Genomic DNA, 15,257 nt, shown 5'->3' with positions numbered 1-15,257 from the left:
GCGTGATGTGGGAATTTGGGAGCGATCGCTTAAAGTTTATTTATTTTTTTTGTATTTTAGAGTGAATATGGCTCACGCAGAGGCGCAGAGGCGCAGAAAGGGTGAGGTTTGATGTGTTTATTTTTAGTTATGGTTATTGTTTGATACATCTATTATTGCTTGTATGGTTGTGAAAATGCGATCGCAATAGGGGGAAGCTTGACGAACTTTATTTGCATCTATCTTACCTAATAATTCAGAAGCGTGGTTGATTTTATGATACTCTTTTTTGCTAGTATTAGCAGTCGCAATTTTGAGAATACGTTCTAAATCATCTTTTGCAATAGTTTCCACATGAGGAGTTTTGGGAATACCACTTACTTTAAATCCTTGACGATAATATGCTTTTAAAGCATCAATATCAGCAATAAACCAAGCTTCCATTGTTTGAACCATTAAATGGCAATTATCATCATTAACTTCTGTTGGTTTATCCCAATTATCTCTCAATTTCAAATGTTCCCAAGGGGAATTTTTTGTAATACGCGCTTCTGCATCAACCAGCAATATATTAAAAGCATCAGGATGAGATTCTAAAGCATTTTTAAAGTCACGAAAAGCATGATTACGAGTACCACACATAATGATAATGATATTACATTTAATTTTTTTGCTTTTTGTTTCGTTTACTAATTCTTTAAAAAACTTACTAAATCCTTGTCTAAGTGAAGATTTCTGATCTCTGGAATCTCCACCCCCTTCTATATGAATACGAACTTCTTTTACCATCTGTTTCCCCCTATTTCACCCATGCGCCATAGGTCGCCTAAAGTATAATTTTCTAACCAATTTTTTAGCTTATCAGGTTCAAGACGATGAAGATGAGATCCTGTTTCATCTCTTTTACAAACTACTACAGATCCAGGATATTCACTCAACGCAGAAACCAAAGCATCAGAATGAGTGGTAACAATTAATTGAGTTCTCTGAGATGCTTCAATTAACAATTCTGCAATAGTTGGTAAAATATCTGGATGTAAACCTAATTCCGGTTCTTCAATACAAATTAAAGGTGGTGGAGTAGGATCTAAAAGTAAAGCCATTAAAAATAAATATCGTAGTGTACCATCTGATAAACGAGTAGCTGGAATTGGTTGAATTAACCCCTTTTCCCGAATGAATATTTGGACAGTACCGCCATATATGCTTACATCTAATTCTTCTGCTTCTTCATAGAATTTTTCCAGATATTCAATAAGTTTTCTCTGACCTAATTTACGTTGTAAAGCTTTTAAAACCAAACCTAAATTACTGCCATCTTCCAATAAAGGATGTAGCGGTAAATCAGTGAATTGAGATTTGCGAGGTTCTGAATGTCTTCCCATTTGCCAGTAACGATATAAACTGAGTTTAGAAAATTCCTGGCTTAAATAATAAAGTTCTGGATATCTATTTGGATCTTTTATTTGAGATAAAACTGATTGGTCTGAGTTAATTGAATGTATATCAAAAAGTTGTTCACTTCGTCTTTCTTGCCCTGATAATGGATCTTTATCTCTCACTGTAAAAGAACGAAATCCATTACAATTGTTAAGATAATAAAATTGAAAACCTCCTTTCCTCGTTTCTGGTTCGACAAATTCATCTACTAAATCAAATCTTTGATTAGATGTGGTAAAACTAAGCGTATAATCAAGTAGAAGTGACTGTAATTTTTGAGGATAATCAACAGTAATTTTAATTTCTGCTATTGGAGTATCTTTGTTACCTTTCCATAAAAACTCATTAATACCTCCACCTTGACGAAAAGGCGCAGATAAATCTGTTGGTATTGCTTTTAAAATACCAATAGCTTCTATTAAATTAGACTTACCAGAAGTATTAGCACCAATTAACACATTTAATGGTTGTAATTCTATTTCTTCTCCCTCACTTCCATAGGAAAGAAAGTTTTGTAATTTGATTTTATGAATAAATCTTTTACCTTCCATTGATTTCTCCTTGTCTGAAAATATTTATCCGAGAATACTATTTATTTACTTTATCATTTTTGGCGATCGCTGTAAGAATTTTATCTTAAAGCATTTTATTATCAGGACTTACGCAAAATACCTCTCAAACCCTCTTTTCTTCGTTATCTTCGCTCCTTCGTGGTTCATTATTCCGTGACTTGTGCGTAAGTCCTAATTATTACAAAATGAAGTGTATAATGTGGCATACAAAAAAGTTTATGGCTAGTTTATGGGTAGGAATAGGTTGTCAAAAAGGAATTTCTCAGCAATTGATTAATCTTGCAATTAAAAAAGTTTTTCAAGAATATCAACTTGTATATAATGAAATCGCTGGAATTGCAACCATTGACAAAAAAGCTTCAGAAATTGGTTTAGTAGAATTTTGTGACTTGGAAAAGTTACCCTTAAAAACCTTTAGCGCCGAAATTCTGAATAATGTATTTGTTCCCAATCCTAATCATATTATTACTAAGTTAGTGGGAACATATAGCGTAGCCGAGGCATCAGCAATTCTCGCAGCTTCAGAAATCACATCTGCGGAAATAACTTTATTAGTTCCTAAACAGATTTTTCGATTACCAGCAGAAGGAGGATCTGTAACTATAGCTGTTGCTAAAAGTCAAAAAGTCAGAGATTAAAAATTGATATTTAATCAATTGCATTAACAACTTGGTTAATAATACCAGAAACAATTGATAGGACTATTGAACCTAAAAAAGCAGGAATAAAACCCCTAATTTCAAACCCAGAACCGGGAGTTATGGAACTCGCAAACCATAAAGTTAAGCCATTAATTACAAATGTAAATAAGCCTAAAGTGATTAAGGTGATAGGAAATGCTAAAATCTGCAAAATGGGACGAACAATGGCATTTACTAAACCAATAACAATAGCGGCCATTAAAGCAGCAGTAAAGCCACTGAGAATAATCCCAGGGACAATTTTAGCTGTGATTAACAATGCTACCGCAGTACCAAGCCAAGTTAAAAGGAAGTGTTTCATATTTTTATCGTCATTGGGAAGTGCGTTTTACGAAAACTTTCCATGTACCACCACCAACTACACCGTCAGGTTTTAAGCCGTAACGGAGTTGAGCTGCTTTGACTGCTGCTTCTGTGGATACCCCGAAGTCTCCATCTATTGTACCAGTTAAAAACCCCAGATTTTGTAGTTGTTTTTGCAACTTAATTACTTCTGGACCACTCATGCCTAAACGCAAAATTGGCCATCCCTCGGTTGTATATTGGATACCAGGTATTTGCTGATTAATAGGAGTTGGTTGAATTTTATTTGCAGGGGTTGTGCGTTTGATAGTTGGGTTATTAATTTTGGGTTTATTATTTATTTTACTGGGAATATTAGTAATACTATTGATCGTATTGGGTGATGAAGAGATATTTGCAGGACTGGGAAATAGTCTTTGCCAAGTAATATTATCTACATTACCATTCGGATTTAACCCAGCAGCTTGCTGAAAGCGATAAACGGCCATAGCTGTATTTTGTTGATACGTACCATTTACATCTCCCGTATAAAAGCCTAAAATCTTCAAAGCTGCTTGAAGTTCATTTACACGCTCACCTTGACTACCAAGTTTCAGAGTAGGACGATTAATTTTAAGTTCTTGGTTGACTTGAGCAATTTTAATTGGCACTGCTATTGATACTAGTGCAGATGAAATAATTAATATGGGTGTTGTTGTTAACAAGAGTAAACAATAACAACAATTGGCGCTGAATTTCGGGATACTTGTTATCTGACTAATGTGACTAAGTTTCATAGAACTTTTATATAAGTTTCTTATGCTCATATTATATTACACTGAGCGTGAGCAGATTTTTTTGGCTTTCCTTGGGTCAAACCAACCTCCGCAATTTAAGGTTTTTGGTTTTGAGATTAAGATGTTAAAAAATGACAGTCCCAATAGCTTCTTCTGGTCCAACTATAGACAAGTATGGTGTTTGTAAATATTTACGAGCAGATGTAATTGCCTCCGTTGCTGTGACATTATTAATTAGTTCGGGAAATTGTTGATCAAATTCAATTCCTAAGCCTAAAATTTCATACCAGCCATATATCTGAGCAATATGTCCATTAGTTTGTTTACCTAAAGCATATTGACCGATAATTTTGTTTTTAGCGGTTTGTAATCCTGCCTCTGATAGTTCGGTGTTACATAATAATTCTACTTCATGGCGAAGTCCTTGAAAAGCAATTTTGGTATTTTCTGGTGCAGTACCAATATAAACTATAAAGGCAGCGGGAAATAGTCGGGTAGAATAAATAGCAGATACATCATAAGCTAAACCCTGCTTTTCTCGCAATTCTACAAATAAACGACTAGAAAGACCATTACCTAAATAACTAGAAAGTAATTTAAGAGCGGCATATTCTGGGTGATTTACTGATTGTCCTAAATAACCTAACATGATAATTGATTGTTGTGTATTTAGGGGTTGTAGACAAGGTTTGAGCGAGGCGATAATTTGTGGTAAATTAAGAGTAGGTTTTGGTAAAGCGGGTATTTTCCAATCACCAAAAATCTTGGTAATTAGTTTTTCTGCTTGTTCTGCTGTAATGCGTCCAGCAATGCTAATCACAATATTATCAGGACGGAAATGAGTTTGATGATATTCAACTAAGTCAGCACGGGTAATACTACTCATGGTTGTTTCATCACCTAAAACTGACATAGAATAGGGATGATTTGAGTACATTACCTGACGCAGTTGTTCAAAAGCTAGGTGAAAAGGTTGCTCTTTTTGGGAACGAATATCTTGAATTGCTAACCGCTTTTCTAATTCTATTTGATTTTCGGGAAAAGTAGGCGATCGCAATAATTGTCCGGCTAATGTTAAAATGTCAACAAAATCGGCAGTTACTGTTTTTAAAGATAGCAAAAAATAATCTGTCGCTGCATCTGTACCTAAACTAGCTCCCACAGATTCAATTTTTTCAGCAATTTCTAAGCTTGATAAACCATCACAACCCTTTGTCATTACTGCTGATAACAAATGAGCTAAACCAGCTTTTTCCCGTGGTTCATAACAACTACCAGCACGAATAAAAATCCGTCCAGCAATAATATCAGCAGCTTGATTTTCTGATACTAATAAAACAATGCCATTACTTAATACAGTACGATGAATGAGCGAGGGACTATTAATAGTTTGCATTCTTAATTTCACAGGTTAATAATTAACAAGGTTGGAGAATTGTCACAGCATAATTAGCTGGAGAAAGATACTGTTGAGCTATTTTTTGCAATTCCTGAGCATTGAAAGACCGGATTTCTTGGGGATAAGTAACAGCCAATTCAGCTTGGGCTATAGTATGATAAAAACCATAAAAACTACTTAGTTGATTTGGTGTTTCTGTAGAAAAAGCATAATCATTACATAAAATCCTCTGAATGCGATTTAATTCTTGCTGACTAATTTCTTGATTTTGCAATGCTTGTAAATGGGAACAAATCAAATCTTCAACTCGTTGCAGATATTCTGATTCTAACCAAGCCGTAATTGTAAATAAACTTGATTCTTGTTGTAGAGAAAAATCACAGGAAATTCCTTGAACAAGTTGTTTATCTTCCCGCAAATCAGATACTAAGCGAGAAATTCTGCCTGCCCCTAATAGCACTGATAATAATTCTAAACCATGAACAGCCCGAAATTCTTCTACTCCCGGTACTTTCCAAGCCATCATCAACCTTGCTTGTTCTAATCTCGGTAATATTAACTCATGACGACGAATGCCTTTAATTATCGGCGCTGGAACTTTGCCTTGGGGACAACTATGCCGTTTGGGAAAATCTGCAAATACACGGCTTACCAATTCCCTAGCAGCTTTTTCACCAATTCCCCCCACAATTACCACAGTCATATTTTCTGGTTGGTAATAACTGCGATAAAAGCAACGCATAGCCTCCGGTGAATACTGCATCAATTCTTTCTCAGTACCCAAGACAGAACGTCCGTAAGGGTGGTTTTGGTAAACATTTTTAACCAGAGATTGAAAACCTAGCCAATCGGGATCATCATTATAACTACGAATTTCTTCTAACACCACATCCCGTTCCCTGATAAATTCATCGTCAGGAATGGCTGCATTGAGGAGTAATTCCCCTAAATGGGGTAGAGTATGTTCTAGATGATTAGCAGCGGTTGTGATGCAATAATGGGCATAATCGTGGCTTGTTGCCGCATTACTGACACCGCCAATTTTTTCGATGTGATCATCAAATTCCCCAGGAAGCAGCTTGGGAGTGCCTTTAAAAATCATGTGTTCTAGGAAATGTGCCATTCCAAACCAAGATTCTGGTTCTAGGTTAGCACCAGCACGCACCCAAACGTCAGCTACTACCACTGGTGTAGTGGATATCTCTTGGTGAATTAATGTTAAGCCATGATCTAATTTGATAACTGAACCGGGAAACAGGTTGTGAGTGAGTTGTTTTGACAATTTCTTCTAACTTAATGAAATTTAATTTAGTTATTCTAACCTTGATTTTCATGACTTCTACTAAATTTTATCTGAGACTCCACAGAATCATCATTATCGCTTATCTGCGTTTATCTGTGTTTATCTGCGTTTGATTATTATTAAATTGCTTATTCTACTATAATTTGATTTTAATTTGGTCTTGGTAAGAACGAACCACAGAGAACACAGAGGACACGGAGAAATAAGGGGTTGACAGGTTTTTGCGTCATTTGTAAATTTTACGAAAATAAAGTTAAATAATATAAATTCAGTAAATCACTAAGTTTTTATGAAAACACGTCCAGTAATTTTGCTATTTACTTTAGTTGTTCCTGGGTTTCTGGTAGTATTGGTTTCTCTTTATTTTTTTGCTGTGGATTATGAAGCGTTGATTAAGGCTGAAACTTATGTAGAAAAAATTGCCAATGATAAAAGGCCTAATGAAGGAAATTTACAATTTGCATATCATCGAGCTTTAGCTCATCGAATTAATGTTTTTGCAGATGCTACTTGGGGATTATTAGGAGGTGTGATTACAGCGGTAGGTATTCATGGTTTAGTGATGTTAAAACAGAAGGATTAATGTTTAAATTTTATTATTATTGTGGGCTAGAAGCCCAGCCCACAATAAAAGGAAGTCTACCCCACAAGAGTTGGAAAAATTTTAGCTATGCAAATTATCTATATTTTTCCTCTTCAGTTAAAATGGGTAAATTTTCCCTTTTCCAAGTTGCTAAATCCGCTAAGGATCTATCCCGGTAACGTCCATATTTTTCTGGTTTACTCTTGATTTTTACACCCAAATCTGGGACAATTCCAAAGTTAGGAGCCATGGGTTGAAAATGTTTTGGTGCAGCGGATCTGATAAACTCAAATAATGCCCCCATCATGGTTGTCACTGGTAAAATTAACGGTTCTTTTCCTAAAGCTAATCTGGCAGCATTTGTTCCCGCTAACCAACCTCCCGCAGATGCAGCAGTATAACCTTCTGTTCCTATTAATTGTCCCGCAGCCAATAACGTTGGACGCTCTTTAAATTGCAAAGTTGCTAACATTAACTGGGGTGCATTTAAAAAAGTATTCCGGTGCATTACTCCTAATCTGACAAATTCGGCTGTTTCTAACCCAGGTATCATTTGAAATACTCGTTTTTGTTCACCCCAACGCAAATTAGTTTGAAATCCTACCATATTCCAAAGTTGACCAGCTTTATCTTCTTGTCGTAATTGAATTACCGCATAATTACGTTCTCCAGTACGAGGATCGGATAAACCCACTGGTTTGAGAGGTCCATAACGCATGGTATCTTCCCCTCTTTTTGCCATTTCTTCAATTGGTAAACAAGCTTCAAAAAATTTCGCTGTTTCTCTTTCAAAGTCTTTTAATTCTGTTTGTTCGGCTTGACAAAGTGCTTCTCTAAATTGTAAATACTGCTCTTTATTCATGGGACAATTTAGATAAGCTGCTTCACCTTTGTCATAGCGAGAAGCCATAAATACAATATCTTTATTGATAGAATCTCCCGCAATAATGGGACTTGCAGCATCAAAAAAGTTGAGGTATTCCATCCCCGTAAACCGTTGTAAATCTGCGGCTAAATCGGGACTGGTTAAGGGTCCTGAAGCTAAAACGACAATACCTTCGGGAATGGCTGTAACTTCCCCCCGTCGAAAATCAATTAAAGGGTGATTGGCTAGGGTTTTGGTCAAATCTTCCCCAAATTGTCCTCTGTCCACCGCCAAAGCCCCACCAGCGGGGACTGCGTGTTCATCTGCTTTAGAGATGACAATAGAACCAAGTTGCCGTAATTCTGCGTGTAATAGACCGGCAGCGCGATCGCTGGCCATAGCCCCAAAGGAGTTACTACAGACCAATTCGGCTAAATTTTCGGTATGATGGGCAGGGCTGAAGCGTTTAGGGCGCATCTCATGAAGAATTACAGGCACGCCCGCTTGGGCTATTTGCCATGCTGCTTCTGTTCCTGCAAGTCCGCCGCCAATTACTTGTATCGGTTGTTGTGTCATAGTGATTTGAGATTTGAGATTGGAGATAAAATTATTATTCAAATAGAGAACGAGGTAGTTGAGATTGTCGAATAATTGACATTAATGTACCCAGTTTAACAAAAGTAGAGTCTTCTATTGCTTTTTGCATGACAATATGACTTCCTTTTTGTCTAACTTCTGTAAAGCCATTGTCTTGTAAAATTTTGCAGATTTCTTTACCTGATAGTAAGCGTAACTTACCCAACAGAAACCTCCAAATTAGTAATAAAAATTTCGCTTTTAAGACGATTTTTTATTTCTGAAGGTGAAGCAAACTCTAAAAATAATTCAATTGCTTCTTTTAAATTATCTTTTGCTTCCTCAATGCTATCTCCTTGACTAGCAATATCTAATTCTGGACACAGGGAAACATACCCATTGTCTTCTTTTTCAAGAATTACAGTAAATCTTTGTTTAATAGTTGGCATGGAATATGTAAGCTACTTAATCTTTATATTATTATACTGCTTATTGTCCACGAAATATGTTTTAACCTGGATTAATTGAATTACAGTAATAATTTTCCAAAATATAAACAATAGTAGCACAAAATTGTTGATATTTTCCGTCATCATTCAATTCTAAATAATCCTTAATAATATTCCTGATTTCCTCTTCATTAAAATCCTCATCTGCTAATAATTCTAATTCTGCATCAATTGCAGCTTGACGCATTCTTTGTAACTTGGGAATATTCAAAGCTAATTTTTCTATTGTTGTCTCAGCAGCAAGTTTTTTACTAGTTTCTTCTGTCGGTAAAATTTCACCAGCAGCAGAATATTTAAAAAACCCTGCACAATTTGCTATTAACGGTGAAACTAACAACTTTTCATCATACCAATTATCTTTTTGATGTCCACAATGTACAGGAACACGGGGTTGTTGATCTTCTCCTTGACAGGAAACTATAAGATTAAAATAATCAAATCTCACAGTTTCATCTATACCTTGAGGTTTAAAATGTTCAATATGACAATTTCCTTTATCTATAGCAACACCACAATAACAACAAATATAACCTTGTTCTTTTAATAAAATTTCTAAAAGCTGACCTTTAACTACAGTTCTTCCAAAACTTTTCCAAGTAGGTATTTTATCACATTGCTTGATTTTCCATGTAGATAAACTAGTTGGTTCTGCACTTTTTTGAATATATTTCATTTACGTAAAAGTCCTTTTCTTCTAATTAAAATATCAGCTTTGACAAACTGTGCTTCATCTTCACCAATTTTTTTAGCTAACTCTTTTCTCAATTCTTTAGCAGTTTCTAAGTTTCCTTCATCAATTAAACGAAATAATTTTAAAATTTCTTGTTTTATTTCCTGTGGACGTTCAGGAACATCCATTAAATCTTCTAATATTTGATTACTATCTCTACCATAGGAACTTTCAGGACGTTTAGCAATTATATCTGTATCTGTTTTTTCTAGAATATAAATTCCTTGAGGTTTAATTTGACTAATTACTTGGGGTGAATGAGTAGTAACTATAAATTGACAATTAGAAAATGTTCTAATTAAAGCTGGGATAATTTCTCTTTGCCATTTTGGATGTAAATGTAATTCAATTTCATCAATTAAAACTACTCCAAACCCATCAAGCGGATTTTCTAAACCAGGGTTAGCAATAGCTAATCTTCTCGCTAAATCTCCTACCATTGCTAACAAACATTTTTCCCCGTCTGATAATTGATTAACTATTAATTCTTCTCCATCTTTTTGTAATGTCATTCTTAAAGGAGAACGACGGACACGCAATTTATTAAAATTGGGAATTAAGGAAGAAATAGCTTGTCTTACTGCTTCTAATTGTTTATCTTGATAATTAGGACTATTTTCTAGACGTAATTCATTTTCTAAATCTTCCTGTTTTCTAAACCATTCAAAGAAGATTCTAAAGTCACTTCCCGTACCGCTAATTGCATTTTCATAAGTATCTATTTGTGCAAATGAATGTTGTTTTTTTATCTTTAATGGAATATCAAGAACCGCACGATTAGTTGAGTAATAAAGGATAACAGGGAGATTATATTCTTTAGATAAAGATAATTGATGTTTAATATTTTCAGTAATCTTGTTGATTTCAGATAAATTTGTACTTGTATCTTTAATACGTCCTTTTTTAACTTTAGTTAAAGACCAAGTAAATGCCTGAGATTCAAAATCAGTTATTATCTCATTATGAGTTTCATGTTTGTCATTTTTTATGTCTTCTTCTGTAAACAATCTTCCTGAAGCCGTCGAGTGTTGAATTGCACTAGAAAAACGTGATAATAGAATGGCTAAACAATCAAGAATACTTGATTTACCTACACCATTAATACCAATAAATACTGTTGGTTCTTTTTCATCAAAATCTATTGTTAAATCACCAATTCCTCGAAAAGATTGCATTTTTAGACGCTTAACTCTCATAAATTCAAACCAAAACTAGCAAAACTTTATTATATAATATATATTATATTTTACAGCATCTTGGTAAACTACTCATTAACTAGTGAAGAATCTTAACTCATTTTCACTCTAACAACCAAGCAAACAACTCTCCAACTGTCAATTTTAAATCACTAGCAAAAGACGGTACAGGAATTAACATATCTGATTCATCAAATACCTCAAGTTGCTGTGGACGATAAACAAAATTTGACCATCAATATATTCACTCGCAGGTTTCTGGTAGTTATGGAAAGAGTTAAAGGGTAAAGAGTAAATATTTTTTTATGATCATTTTCCTCTTTCCCTTTCACCCTAAATCAAGCAATATTTATCGTTACCCTACCAAGTTAATTTCTAAGCACAAAGAGCTAAAATTTGCTCAACAACTTCCAAATTAACATCTTTATTTTCCCCCAAAGCTGTCATCCCATGTTTTTCTAAATTCTCAATAACTGCGGGAATAGTTTCTAACCCCACACCATAATCAGATAAGTGAGTACGCACCCCAACTGATTCAAAGAAATCACGAGTTTTACTAATTGCTGTATTCACCCGTTCCTCTTCTGAACCACCGACAATATCCCAGACTCTATCTGCATATTGTAGGAGTTTTTGCCATTTGCGATCGCGTCTAATTGTTAAAGTGCTAGGTAAGACAACCGCTAAAGTTTGAGCATGATCTAAGCCATGTAAAGCTGTCAATTCATGACCTATCATATGAGTAGTCCAATCTTGGGGAACACCAGCCGCAATTAACCCATTTAAGGCCATTGTTGCTGACCAAACTAAATTTGCTCTAGTATCATAGTCTGTGGGGTTTGCTAAGGTTTTTGGTCCTTCTGAAATCAAAGTTTTCAAAATTGATTCAGCCATGCGGTCTTGTAATGGTGCATTAACCGGATAGGTTAAATATTGTTCCATGACATGAGTAAAAGCATCAACAATACCATTACCAATTTGTCTAGGAGGGAGAGAAAAAGTCGTTTCTGGGTCAAGAACTGAAAATTTCGGAAATACCAAAGGACTGGCGAAATATAACTTTTCTTGAGTTTCCCACTTGGTAATAACCGCGTTTGTATTCATTTCCGAACCGGTCGCGGGTAAGGTCAACACTACCCCCATTGGTAAAGCCGCAGTTACGGGCGCACCCTTTGCTAAAATATCCCAAGGGTCGCCTATAAAGGGAACAGCAGCAGCGATAAATTTAGTTCCGTCCGCGACAGAACCACCACCCACTGCGAGGAGAAAATCAATACCTTCTTTGCGTATTAATTCAACGGCTTGCATTAAAGTTTCTAAGTGTGGGTTAGGTTCAATACCGCCAAACTCAAATACATTCCGTCCCGCTAATGCTGATTTTACCTGATCATAAACGCCATTGGCTTTAATACTACCCCCACCATAGGTAATCAGGATTTTAGCCTCTGGGGGAATTTCTGTACCAATGTTAGCAATTTGACCTTTACCAAACAGGATTTTAACAGGATTATAAAAAACAAAGTTTTCCATGATAGTTAGACAAAGGAATGAGATTTGATTTTGAGTATTGTAATCAGTTTCTTGTTTTTTTGCATCTTCAACTACATCCCATTTATGAAAAATAAGATATGAAAAATAAGATATGCAGTTAATATGGCAGAATTTTTTATAAATATCCACCAAACCAATATATCAGATTTTCCATAATTTATGATTCTTTTAGATATTCAATATCAACATTAACTAAGTGAACGGAAAAAAACCGACATAAGTAACGAAAAGTAAAGTTGCCCAAAACCGTTCGGCTGACGCTCACGGCGAAGCCTGTTCCCTGTTCCCTGTTCCCTGTTCCCTGTTCCCTGTTCCCTTGTCATAACGACAATTTTTAACGCCAACCTACTTATCAACATTAACAGAGGTTTTCTTAAATTCACCATTGCGCCAATTATCAGCAATATCTTTAATAAAACTAGCTAGAGGAATAGCAACTAATAAACCCACCACACCTCCTAATTTTGCTCCTATTAATAAAGAAATTACCACCCATACAGGATTTAAACCAGTTAAATTTCCTAAAATGCGTGGAGCAACAATATTAGAATTAATTTGGTCAATAGCTACACATATAGCTGCAACTTCTAAACCTAAACCAAAGTCTTTTAAGGACACTAATAAACTAACAATACCAATACCAATACCTGTTCCAAAAGGAAATAGGGAAAATAAACCAATTCCTAAGCCAAAAAGTAATGATAAAGGCACACGCAACAATACAAATGCGAGTGTTATAGTCATAGCTAAAATAGCACCTAATGTAGCTTGACCTATGAAATAATTATTAAAATCTTCCCGCAGTAACTCCCTAACTTTCCTAGTAATATGTGCAGGAAACCAGAGATAAATTCCATCCCATAAACTTTCACCATTCAAAACTAGATAAATCGTCAGAACTATGGTGATAATTAAATTAAATAAATTTCCAATAGTGTCCAAAGCAAAACCTAAGATTTTTCCAGTAAAAGACTGAAGTTGAGCAGATATTTTACCTAAAAATTCAGCAGCTAAACCACTTAAATTTACTGGTAATTTTTGTCTAGATGCCCAATTTTGTAAGTCTTCTATTTGTTGAGTTCCAGATTGAATCCAATAGGGAAGAAGATTAGCTAATTCATTCAATTGCTCCAGAATAAGTGGTAATAAAATAACCCCAATTGCACCTAAAATTATAATAGATAATAGCAATACTACTACAACAGCTAAAATACGAGGTACTGCACGTTTTTGGAGAAGTTTAATCGGATAATCTAAAACAAAAGCTAGGAGAATAGCAATAGAAATAATACTAACTAAAGGTTGAAAATAGTTAATAAATTGAATTAATAACCATCCATTAAGAATAATTATAGGAAATGCTAATCCTATATTTAGCCATTTCGGTAAATTTGCTAGTTTTTTCTCTGGTTGTGATTCCATGGATTTATTAATAATCTAAGTAATAATCTAAGTTTTTGGAAAAGCAATTAAAAATTTTCATTTTCAAAGCTTTTGATTACCTAACTGATATAGCCCACACCATCATTTTATAGCGTTTTAATAAAATCTAACATGATTTTTTGAGGTAAAGTTGCTAAAGGTCTTACTTCTCCTGCTTTTTGAGAAAAATATTCCCCTTGCTGGATATCTTCTGCTGTTAACAAATCCAAATCCCAACCTTCAGAAAGTACAAGTTGATCTAATGGTACTAACAAGGGTGCTTGAAAGACATAACGAACTGCTTTTTGATCGCTATAAATTCCGAATTGAGAAAAAGCAGTTAATTCATAACCAATTTCTTCCAAAACTTCTCGTTGAACTGCTATTTCTGGAGTTTCTCCAGGTTCAATATGTCCACCAAATAAAGCCCAACATCCAGGAGCTATAATATTAGGAATATTGTCCCGTAATTGCATTAAAAACTTATTATCTCGATAGAGAATAGCAACGGCTACATTAACTAATTGACCGTTCATAAATTACTTTTCCTCTAAATAAATTTCTCCGTATTCTTTCCCTGCTAAAGAAATTGTTTTGTACTGGACATTACCTTTTAATACTACATTTTCTCCAACTCGAAAATTTCCTTGATTAGTGATAATCCAGATTTTACCAGTTGAATCATTAATTTGATATGCTTTTTGTTTGATTAAGGGAGCAGTTTTTTCTACTGTACCTTGAATATAAATTGTAGTATCCTGATTTTTTTTGCTGATTTTCTGAATTTGTGTCACATTAGTACCAACATTAAAATTTTTTAAATTGATACCAGAATTTCCTCTTTTATTGTAAGCATAAATTCCTGTTATCAGAGAACAACATAGTCCCAGGTAAAATAATCGCCAAGTAAAAATTTTTCGTTGTTGCATAAGAGTTTACACAAATTAGTTTCTACTTATAGCGTTCCCCAGTTTCATGAAGTACACACCAATTTATTCTCTGTTCAGAGTTCCCTGTTAAGAGTTCCCTAAAACTAAAAAACTTTGTACCTCACAAGCATGGGAACTGCTATATCATAATAGTATTTTGTTCAAAAAATACAAAATTATGCCCAAATAATCAAGAGATCAATTAATTTTAAACTATAATCCTATTTATGGTATTTATTGTTTTATATACAGGGGTTTCCGCTCTTATGAGGTACTTCATTTGCCCCCTCCTCGCACCCCCCTCAGTCCCCAGGGGGTTTTCATTTTCTAAATTCTAGCAGAAGAAAGAGCGAAACTTTTACTATTATTCGCTCTTTTTTCCGTTCATAATCTATTGAGCAATTATTTTATTTTATCATTAGG

General features: G+C 34.7%; 17 protein-coding genes. 2 read left to right on the top strand and 15 right to left on the bottom strand.

The features are described from left to right. Window positions 1–123 precede the first annotated feature (123 nt). Window positions 124–768 (bottom strand): DUF4276 family protein, encoded by a 645-nt coding sequence (locus H6G25_RS19340; protein WP_190393897.1) that lies wholly within the window; start codon window positions 766–768, stop codon window positions 124–126. Beyond that, the gene (locus tag H6G25_RS19335; RefSeq protein ID WP_190393896.1) at window positions 762–1,970 is read right to left on the bottom strand and encodes an AAA family ATPase; all 1,209 of its coding nucleotides are present in this window, start codon (window positions 1,968–1,970) and stop codon (window positions 762–764) included. The genes H6G25_RS19340 and H6G25_RS19335 overlap by 7 nt, the downstream gene beginning before the upstream one ends. Window positions 1,971–2,209: 239 nt before the next feature. Here H6G25_RS19335 and H6G25_RS19330 point away from each other — a divergent pair, with 239 nt between their 5' ends. Continuing rightward, window positions 2,210–2,629, top strand: coding sequence for a cobalamin biosynthesis protein (locus H6G25_RS19330; protein ID WP_242035031.1), 420 nt, complete (start codon window positions 2,210–2,212; stop codon window positions 2,627–2,629). 10 nt (window positions 2,630–2,639) lie between these two features. Here the strand turns inward: H6G25_RS19330 and H6G25_RS19325 are convergent, their stop codons facing one another. The 4 genes from H6G25_RS19325 to H6G25_RS19310 all read right to left on the bottom strand — a co-directional run bounded on the left by H6G25_RS19325 (window position 2,640) and on the right by H6G25_RS19310 (window position 6,428). After that, a complete protein-coding gene (locus tag H6G25_RS19325) occupies window positions 2,640–2,993 on the bottom strand; it encodes a phage holin family protein (protein ID WP_190393894.1) in 354 nt (117 codons plus the stop codon). Between the two features lie 10 nt (window positions 2,994–3,003). Next, entirely contained in the window at window positions 3,004–3,645 is a 642-nt protein-coding gene (locus H6G25_RS19320; RefSeq protein WP_347239224.1) for a peptidoglycan-binding domain-containing protein, read from the bottom strand. Window positions 3,646–3,895: 250 nt separating this feature from the next. After that, window positions 3,896–5,167 carry a pitrilysin family protein gene (locus H6G25_RS19315; RefSeq protein ID WP_190393892.1) on the bottom strand — a complete coding sequence of 424 codons (1,272 nt, stop codon included), beginning with the start codon at window positions 5,165–5,167 and terminating at the stop codon, window positions 3,896–3,898. Window positions 5,168–5,189: 22 nt separating this feature from the next. Continuing rightward, window positions 5,190–6,428, bottom strand: coding sequence for a pitrilysin family protein (locus H6G25_RS19310; RefSeq protein ID WP_190393910.1), 1,239 nt, complete (start codon window positions 6,426–6,428; stop codon window positions 5,190–5,192). A gap of 334 nt (window positions 6,429–6,762) precedes the next feature. Between H6G25_RS19310 and H6G25_RS19305 the strand changes: the two genes are divergently transcribed. Then, window positions 6,763–7,056: a hypothetical protein gene (locus tag H6G25_RS19305; RefSeq protein WP_190393891.1), complete on the top strand. Its 294-nt coding sequence runs from the start codon at window positions 6,763–6,765 to the stop codon at window positions 7,054–7,056. Between the two features lie 94 nt (window positions 7,057–7,150). On the opposite strand, the gene trmFO is transcribed toward H6G25_RS19305, so the two are convergent. From trmFO to H6G25_RS19260, 9 genes are all read right to left on the bottom strand, one after another. Then, window positions 7,151–8,497, bottom strand: coding sequence for an FADH(2)-oxidizing methylenetetrahydrofolate--tRNA-(uracil(54)-C(5))-methyltransferase TrmFO (gene trmFO, locus H6G25_RS19300; protein WP_190393890.1), 1,347 nt, complete (start codon window positions 8,495–8,497; stop codon window positions 7,151–7,153). 34 nt (window positions 8,498–8,531) lie between these two features. Next, entirely contained in the window at window positions 8,532–8,723 is a 192-nt protein-coding gene (locus H6G25_RS19295) for a type II toxin-antitoxin system HicA family toxin (RefSeq protein ID WP_168359728.1), read from the bottom strand. Continuing rightward, window positions 8,716–8,946 (bottom strand): type II toxin-antitoxin system HicB family antitoxin, encoded by a 231-nt coding sequence (locus tag H6G25_RS19290; protein ID WP_137909174.1) that lies wholly within the window; start codon window positions 8,944–8,946, stop codon window positions 8,716–8,718. Before H6G25_RS19290 ends, H6G25_RS19295 begins: the two co-directional genes overlap by 8 nt. Window positions 8,947–9,007: 61 nt before the next feature. Then, on the bottom strand, window positions 9,008–9,679 hold the full coding sequence (locus H6G25_RS19285) for a retron system putative HNH endonuclease (RefSeq protein WP_190393889.1): 672 nt from the start codon (window positions 9,677–9,679) through the stop codon (window positions 9,008–9,010). Continuing rightward, on the bottom strand, window positions 9,676–10,932 hold the full coding sequence (locus tag H6G25_RS19280) for an AAA family ATPase (protein ID WP_190393888.1): 1,257 nt from the start codon (window positions 10,930–10,932) through the stop codon (window positions 9,676–9,678). Before H6G25_RS19280 ends, H6G25_RS19285 begins: the two co-directional genes overlap by 4 nt. 375 nt (window positions 10,933–11,307) lie before the next feature. Beyond that, window positions 11,308–12,462, bottom strand: a complete 1,155-nt coding sequence (locus H6G25_RS19275) for an iron-containing alcohol dehydrogenase (RefSeq protein WP_190393887.1) — start codon at window positions 12,460–12,462, stop codon at window positions 11,308–11,310. Window positions 12,463–12,828: 366 nt separating this feature from the next. Further along, window positions 12,829–13,905, bottom strand: coding sequence for an AI-2E family transporter (locus H6G25_RS19270; protein ID WP_190393886.1), 1,077 nt, complete (start codon window positions 13,903–13,905; stop codon window positions 12,829–12,831). Between the two features lie 107 nt (window positions 13,906–14,012). After that, window positions 14,013–14,441, bottom strand: a complete 429-nt coding sequence (locus H6G25_RS19265) for an NUDIX hydrolase (protein WP_190393885.1) — start codon at window positions 14,439–14,441, stop codon at window positions 14,013–14,015. Window positions 14,442–14,444: 3 nt separating this feature from the next. After that, window positions 14,445–14,834 (bottom strand): hypothetical protein, encoded by a 390-nt coding sequence (locus H6G25_RS19260; protein WP_190393884.1) that lies wholly within the window; start codon window positions 14,832–14,834, stop codon window positions 14,445–14,447. Window positions 14,835–15,257 lie beyond the last annotated feature (423 nt).

Origin of the sequence: Dolichospermum sp. FACHB-1091 (assembly GCF_014697585.1) — a bacterium.
Taxonomy (GTDB): Bacteria; Cyanobacteriota; Cyanobacteriia; order Cyanobacteriales; family Nostocaceae; genus Dolichospermum.
This window is presented reverse-complemented; position numbering and strand designations above follow the sequence as displayed.

Excerpts from the sequence above, each read along its gene's own strand:
- H6G25_RS19340 (WP_190393897.1), bottom strand. The coding sequence starts at position 768 with ATGGTAAAAGAAGTTCGTATTCATATAGAAGGGGGTGGAGATTCCAGA.
- H6G25_RS19335 (WP_190393896.1), bottom strand. The coding sequence starts at position 1,970 with ATGGAAGGTAAAAGATTTATTCATAAAATCAAATTACAAAACTTTCTT.
- H6G25_RS19330 (WP_242035031.1), top strand. The coding sequence starts at position 2,210 with ATGGCTAGTTTATGGGTAGGAATAGGTTGTCAAAAAGGAATTTCTCAG.
- H6G25_RS19325 (WP_190393894.1), bottom strand. The coding sequence starts at position 2,993 with ATGAAACACTTCCTTTTAACTTGGCTTGGTACTGCGGTAGCATTGTTA.
- H6G25_RS19315 (WP_190393892.1), bottom strand. The coding sequence starts at position 5,167 with ATGCAAACTATTAATAGTCCCTCGCTCATTCATCGTACTGTATTAAGT.
- H6G25_RS19305 (WP_190393891.1), top strand. The coding sequence starts at position 6,763 with ATGAAAACACGTCCAGTAATTTTGCTATTTACTTTAGTTGTTCCTGGG.
- trmFO (WP_190393890.1), bottom strand. The coding sequence starts at position 8,497 with ATGACACAACAACCGATACAAGTAATTGGCGGCGGACTTGCAGGAACA.
- H6G25_RS19290 (WP_137909174.1), bottom strand. The coding sequence starts at position 8,946 with ATGCCAACTATTAAACAAAGATTTACTGTAATTCTTGAAAAAGAAGAC.
- H6G25_RS19285 (WP_190393889.1), bottom strand. The coding sequence starts at position 9,679 with ATGAAATATATTCAAAAAAGTGCAGAACCAACTAGTTTATCTACATGG.
- H6G25_RS19280 (WP_190393888.1), bottom strand. The coding sequence starts at position 10,932 with ATGAGAGTTAAGCGTCTAAAAATGCAATCTTTTCGAGGAATTGGTGAT.
- H6G25_RS19275 (WP_190393887.1), bottom strand. The coding sequence starts at position 12,462 with ATGGAAAACTTTGTTTTTTATAATCCTGTTAAAATCCTGTTTGGTAAA.
- H6G25_RS19270 (WP_190393886.1), bottom strand. The coding sequence starts at position 13,905 with ATGGAATCACAACCAGAGAAAAAACTAGCAAATTTACCGAAATGGCTA.
- H6G25_RS19265 (WP_190393885.1), bottom strand. The coding sequence starts at position 14,441 with ATGAACGGTCAATTAGTTAATGTAGCCGTTGCTATTCTCTATCGAGAT.
- H6G25_RS19260 (WP_190393884.1), bottom strand. The coding sequence starts at position 14,834 with ATGCAACAACGAAAAATTTTTACTTGGCGATTATTTTACCTGGGACTA.